Annotated in this window: 7 protein-coding genes and 1 pseudogene; all 8 read right to left on the bottom strand. The window is 73.7% G+C overall.

Annotation, left to right across the window (positions count from 1 at the left end; genetic code table 11):
* Nucleotides 1-789: hypothetical protein (locus K9U41_RS21690; RefSeq protein WP_282642920.1), on the bottom strand; the 789-nt coding region annotated here is incomplete at its 3' end.
* Nucleotides 786-1733: a general secretion pathway protein GspK gene (locus K9U41_RS21685; protein WP_282642919.1), complete on the bottom strand. Its 948-nt coding sequence runs from the start codon at nucleotides 1731-1733 to the stop codon at nucleotides 786-788. The genes K9U41_RS21690 and K9U41_RS21685, both read right to left, overlap by 4 nt.
* Nucleotides 1730-2440 (bottom strand): PulJ/GspJ family protein, encoded by a 711-nt coding sequence (locus K9U41_RS21680; protein ID WP_282642918.1) that lies wholly within the window; start codon nucleotides 2438-2440, stop codon nucleotides 1730-1732. Before K9U41_RS21680 ends, K9U41_RS21685 begins: the two co-directional genes overlap by 4 nt.
* Nucleotides 2437-2850 (bottom strand): prepilin-type N-terminal cleavage/methylation domain-containing protein, encoded by a 414-nt coding sequence (locus K9U41_RS21675; protein ID WP_282642917.1) that lies wholly within the window; start codon nucleotides 2848-2850, stop codon nucleotides 2437-2439. The genes K9U41_RS21680 and K9U41_RS21675 overlap by 4 nt, the downstream gene beginning before the upstream one ends.
* Nucleotides 2828-3319: a GspH/FimT family pseudopilin gene (locus K9U41_RS21670; RefSeq protein WP_282642916.1), complete on the bottom strand. Its 492-nt coding sequence runs from the start codon at nucleotides 3317-3319 to the stop codon at nucleotides 2828-2830. The genes K9U41_RS21675 and K9U41_RS21670 overlap by 23 nt, the downstream gene beginning before the upstream one ends.
* Nucleotides 3316-3795: a type II secretion system major pseudopilin GspG gene (gspG, locus tag K9U41_RS21665; protein WP_282642915.1), complete on the bottom strand. Its 480-nt coding sequence runs from the start codon at nucleotides 3793-3795 to the stop codon at nucleotides 3316-3318. Before gspG ends, K9U41_RS21670 begins: the two co-directional genes overlap by 4 nt.
* On the bottom strand, nucleotides 3792-5003 hold the full coding sequence (locus K9U41_RS21660) for a type II secretion system F family protein (protein ID WP_282642914.1): 1212 nt from the start codon (nucleotides 5001-5003) through the stop codon (nucleotides 3792-3794). Before K9U41_RS21660 ends, gspG begins: the two co-directional genes overlap by 4 nt.
* A pseudogene (locus K9U41_RS21655) lies at nucleotides 5003-5179 on the bottom strand (type II/IV secretion system protein); the annotation flags it as partial. The pseudogene K9U41_RS21655 and the gene K9U41_RS21660, both read right to left, overlap by 1 nt.

The following is a 5179-nucleotide window of genomic DNA, read 5'->3' as shown; positions in this document are numbered from 1 at the left end:
GCCCTGCCCCCCACCCTGCCCCTCGCGGGCGGCGATCATGACCCGGCGCTGGACGGCGATGCGCTGGGTGATGTCGTCCAGTTCCCCATCAAGGCCGCCGCCGACGATGCCGGAGACCACCAGCGCCAGCAGGGCAGCCCCGGCTGCGCCCCCGAGCACCGCGAGCAGGATACGCCGCACCCCGGCCGCCCCCGAGGCTGCGCCGGACGCCGCATGGTCGAGCACGCGGATGGGCGCGCCCATGCCATCGGGCTGCGTGGTGACGCGGATGGCGCCCGCGCCCTGCGCCTTCAGCCGGTCGAGGAGGGGCGAAATGCGCGCCCGCGCGGTGGCGGCCACGGTGAGGGCGAGGCGGTCGTCCGGCGCGTCCTCAGGCGGGGTGAAGCCATAGGCCGCCTCGGCCGCGCTCCAGGGGGTCAGGCGATCGATCTGGGAGCGCACGATGCCATCGAGGAACGCCGCGGCGCCCCGCGGCAGCTCCAGCGGCCGGAACAGGAAGCGGCCGGGATCGAGGGCCAGGTCCACATCTCGCCCAGCCAACGCGGCCGCGACCTCCGCCGGCAGCGGTCCGGCCGCATCGCCCAGCCGGAACGCGGCCATGCCGTCGGGCAGGGCCAGCGTGAACACCCCCGCCTCCCCCTCGACGACGCGCACCGCCGCCCCGCGCACGAGCCGGCCGCGCAGGTCCGCACCGAAGCCGGCGGCGAGGTCGATGAAGGCCGAGAAGGCGTCGAGAAACCGCGCCAGGGAAAAGGCGGAAGCGGGAGATTGCGTCGTCATCTGCGTCATGGCCTGCGCTCCCCCTTCGGGCGCGGCGGCGGCGCGTCGTCAGGGATCAGCTCCGCATCCTCGCGCCACGACAGGACCCGGTAGGGATCATCGCCGAAGTCGCGCAGCAGGATCACCGCCTCCGCCGCCCGGCGGCGCCCGGTGTCGAAATCCATGCGGATGCGCACGCGCACCGCATCACTCGCGTCGCGGATGGTGCCGGGCAGATCCGCAGGCGGCGCGGCTTGCGCGCCCTCTCCATCGTCCGCATCCGGCGGCGGCCCGCCGGGCAGGGAAGCGCGCACCACCGGGTCAGCATCGGCCGCGTTGATCTCGCCGCGCCCGCTGAACACGGTGAGGTGCGGCAAGGCCTGCTCCACCAGCGCCGGCGGCAGGCCCACCACGCGCCAGATCTCCTCCACATGCACGAAGGACGCGCCGCGCGGGCCGTAGTCGAGGCCGGCGTCGCGATACAGCTCCGCCTCGCGGCCGCCATCGCCGGAGGCCGGCGCACGGAAGCCGAGGATGCGGTCGGCATAGTCCGCCGCCGCCTCGGGCTGCGCGCCCAGCGCCGTGAACAGGCCGGCGAGAAGCTCTTTCGGCGCCGCGTTGAGGTCGATGCGCGCCGCCTCGCTGACAAAGGTGGCGCTCACGCTGGCCTTGCCCATGCGGAACGCCACCTCGCCGCTGGACGGCCGCTTGTCCTTCGGCACCGCGACGAGGCGCAGGGCCGCGATCTCCACCGCCGCCGTGGCGAGGCCATGGGCCAGCAGGCTGTCGTCGCGCACCGCGGCGGCGGTGGCGGTGCTGGAGATGTACACCGCATAGACCGTGGCGAGGGTGGCGAGCGCGGCGAGGATCCACAGCACCGCCACCAGGATGAAGCCATCGCGGCGCGCAGGGGTGTCCTGCGCGCGAGTGTCCTGCGCGGGCTCGGGGACGGGTGTTACCAACAAGGCGGTCATTGCACCCCACCCTCGCCGGCATCGGCCGCGCCCTGCCCGGTGCCGGCTGGCCGCGGCTTGGCGCAGACGCCGCGGGTCTCGTCGGTGACGCACACCGCCGGCAGCTCGGCGCGGATCACCACCGCGCTGGAGGCGTCGAGCACCCGGCCGGTGCGCGCCTCCCGGATCACCATGCGCACCGCGCGCGGCAGCGTATCGGCGTCGATCCAGCCGTCGCGCCACACCCCGTCCCGCCCGGCATAGGAGAAGGAGGCCCGATAGGCCGCGCCCAGCAGCGGCACCGGCGTCCCGAACGGCGGCAGGCCGGCATCGGCCGGACGCGGGGCGAAGGGGGCCGCGCTGCGCCCCAGCCCGCCGCCGCCGGCCTCCGCCAGTTGCACGATTTCCAGCCCCGGCCGCGCGTTGGGGCCGAGCGCCGTGCGCACGAACACCACCGCCGAGGATGTGCCCATGAACAGCGGGCGCCTCGCCGTCAGGCTGGCGGGCACGAATTCGGCGGCGGCAAGGTCTGAGGCCATGCGGTCCACGGCGAGGGCGATCAGCTCGCTCGCCTCCACGCGGGCAAGGCCGCGTTGCCAGTTGGGCAGCCATCTGCCCGTCACCATGGCGAGCGCCGAGAGCACGAGGCCGGTCAGCGTCAGCGCCACCAGCACCTCGATGAGGGAAAAGCCGGCGACGGACGGCCGGGGAACAAAGACCCGGCTCATTCGGCGGCCACCGGCACGAGGCGCACCGTCTCCAGCACCACCATGGCGCCGGAGGGCGCGCGCACCCGGATCACCACGTCGCGCGGCGCCCATTTCGCGCCCTCCGGCACCCCGGCCACGTCGAGGGGGCGCACATCCACGCGCCAGCGATGGCCGGCAATGTCGCCGTCGGTGCGGCCGAGGGCGAGGGCGCTCCGGGCGGGAATTCCGGCTTCCACCGCCCGCGCGGTGGAGATGAGGCCGGCGCGCGCTTCCAGCGCCCGGACGCCGCGCGCATTGGCGCCCATGACCTGCCCGATGGCGGCCAGCACCGCCGCCGCCACGGCAAGGGCCACCAGCACCTCCAGCAGGGTGAAGCCGGCGCAGCCCACAGCGCCGGGGAGGGCATCAGGACTTGAGCCGCGGGACAATCTCCACCCCTCCCGTCAGCCAGTTCACCCGCACCTCGTAGCCGGCGCCGTTGCGGGTGAGGGCCACCACCCCGCCGCACGACAGGCCCGAGGGCAGGAAGCCGATGCGCCCGCCCGCCGCGCGGCCGTTGCAGACATTCGGCAGCACCGCCGTCATCCGCACGTCGCCGGGAATGCGCAGCTCGCGCGCGCCCTGCCGCCCGCCCGCGCCGGAGCGGATGCGCCCTGCCGGGGCGTCCACCACGGTGGCGACGGGGGTGCCGCGGCGCATGGCGGCGGCGCGGTCCGCCTTCAGCAGCGCCGCCGCCTCCACCGCATAGGCCTGGAGCCGCTGGCGCGAGGTGCCCAGCGGCAGGCGCGGCAGCGCCAGGGCCGCCAGCGCCGCGACAATGGCCAGCGCGCACACCACCTCCAGCAGGCTGAAGCCGGCCTGCCCCGCTTTCGCGGCGATGGTGTGCGCGCGCCTCACTTGGACCAGCTCGTGATGTCGGCGGCGGTGCCGGTGCCGCCCTGCTGCCCGTCCGAGCCGAGGGAGACGATGTCGTAGGCGCCGTGCTCGCCCGGCGCGCGATAGGCATAGGGCTTGCCCCAGGGGTCCGAGGGCAGGGTGCCACCCTTCAGGTAGGGCCCGTTCCAGGTCGCCGCGCCGGGGGCGCGCTGGACCAGGGCCGCCAGACCTTCCGAGGTGGAGGGATAGCGGCCGGTGTCGAGATAGAACAGGTCGAGTGCGCTGGAGAAGCCCTGGATCTGGATCTTCGCGGTCTTCACCTTCGAGTCGCCGAGATAGCCGAGCACGCGCGGCCCCACCAAAGCGACGATGAGGCCGATGATGGTGATGACCACCAGAAGCTCCACGAGGGTGTAGCCGCCCTCGCTCTTGCGCCGACGACGGATCTGGGTGGCGCGGGCGCGGCCCGTCGGAAAAAGAATAGTCACGCGGTTCATCCGATGCTTTGGCTGACCGACAAAAGCGCGGTCATGACGGAAACGATCAGGCCGCCGACGACGACGCTGATGGTGACGATGGCGGCGGGCCCGATGATGGCGACCACCTTCGCGAGCGCCCGCTGGAGCTTTTCCTCGTAGAAATCGGCGATGCGGCCCGACAGCATGGCGAGCTGCCCGGTCTCCTCGCCGAGGCGCAGCATGCGCACCGCCATGGCCGGCAGCGCCGCCCCGGCCGCCACCGCGTCCGACAGCCGCGCGCCCTGGCGCACCTTGTCGGAGGTGGCGGCCCAGACCGAGGCGTCATCGCCCGCCGCCATCACCTCGACGATGATGCGCAGCGCCTGGGTGAGGGTGACGCCGTTGCCCAGCAGGATGGAGAGGTTGCGGCAGAACACGGCCGAGCGGCGGAAGGTGAGGATGGTGCGCACCAGCGGCAGTTTCGCCAGCGTGCCCATCACGGCGGTGCGCGTCGCCGGCCGGCGCAGCACCAGCCAGGCGAGGGCCACCAGCCCGCACGCCCCCGCCCCCAGCGCGGCGCCATGGGCCTGGGCGAGGTCCGACAGGTTCAGCAGCATCTCCACAGCGGGATCGAGCTTGGCCCCCATGTCGCGCAGCACGGTGGAAAATTGCGGCAGCACGAACAGCAGGAAGAACACCAGCACGCCGCCCGCCGCCACCAGCACGAAGGCGGGATATTGCAGCGCTTCCATCAGCTTGCGCCGCAGCTGCTCGGCCCGCGCGCGCTCCTGGGCCAAAAGGTCGAGGATGCGGTCCATGGTGCCTGAGGCTTCCCCCACCCGCACCAGCGCCACATAGACCGGCGGGAACAGCTTGGGCTCCCCCGCCGCCGCCTCGGCGAAGCTCTGGCCGGCGAGCACATCGGCGCGCAGCTTGCGCACCACCGCACGCATGCGCCCGAGGTCGGCATCGCCGGACAACAGCTCCAGCGCCTCGTCGAGCCGCGCGCCGGCCTTCAGCAGCAGCGCGAGGTCGCGGGTGAAGAGGGTCACGTCCTCCGCCTTGGGCGCGCCCAGCGACAGGCCGAACCGCCCGCCCTCGCGCTTGGCCCGGGCGGGGGCGGTCTCCACCGGCATGAGGCCGAGGAATTCGATGCGCCGGCGCACCTCCGCCTCGGTGGGCCCGGTGATCTCGCCGCTCACGATCTGGCCGGCCTGGGTGAGGGCGCGGTAGGTGAAGGTCGCCATCAGCGCACGGTGGTCACGCGCAGCACCTCGGCCGGCGAGGTGATGCCGGCCCGGCATTTCAGGATGCCGTCGTCGAGCATGGTGGTCATGCCGCCGGCGATGGCCGCCTTGTCCACGGCGGCGGCCCCGGCGTGGCGGTCGATCATCTCGCGGATCTCGTCCGAGAGGGTCAGGAT

The sequence above is a fragment of the Xanthobacter autotrophicus genome, assembly GCF_029991245.1.
In the GTDB taxonomy this organism is placed as follows: Bacteria; Pseudomonadota; Alphaproteobacteria; order Rhizobiales; family Xanthobacteraceae; genus Xanthobacter; species Xanthobacter autotrophicus_C.
The sequence above is the reverse complement of the archived record's forward strand: the minus strand, read 5'-3'. Positions and strand labels throughout refer to the sequence as shown.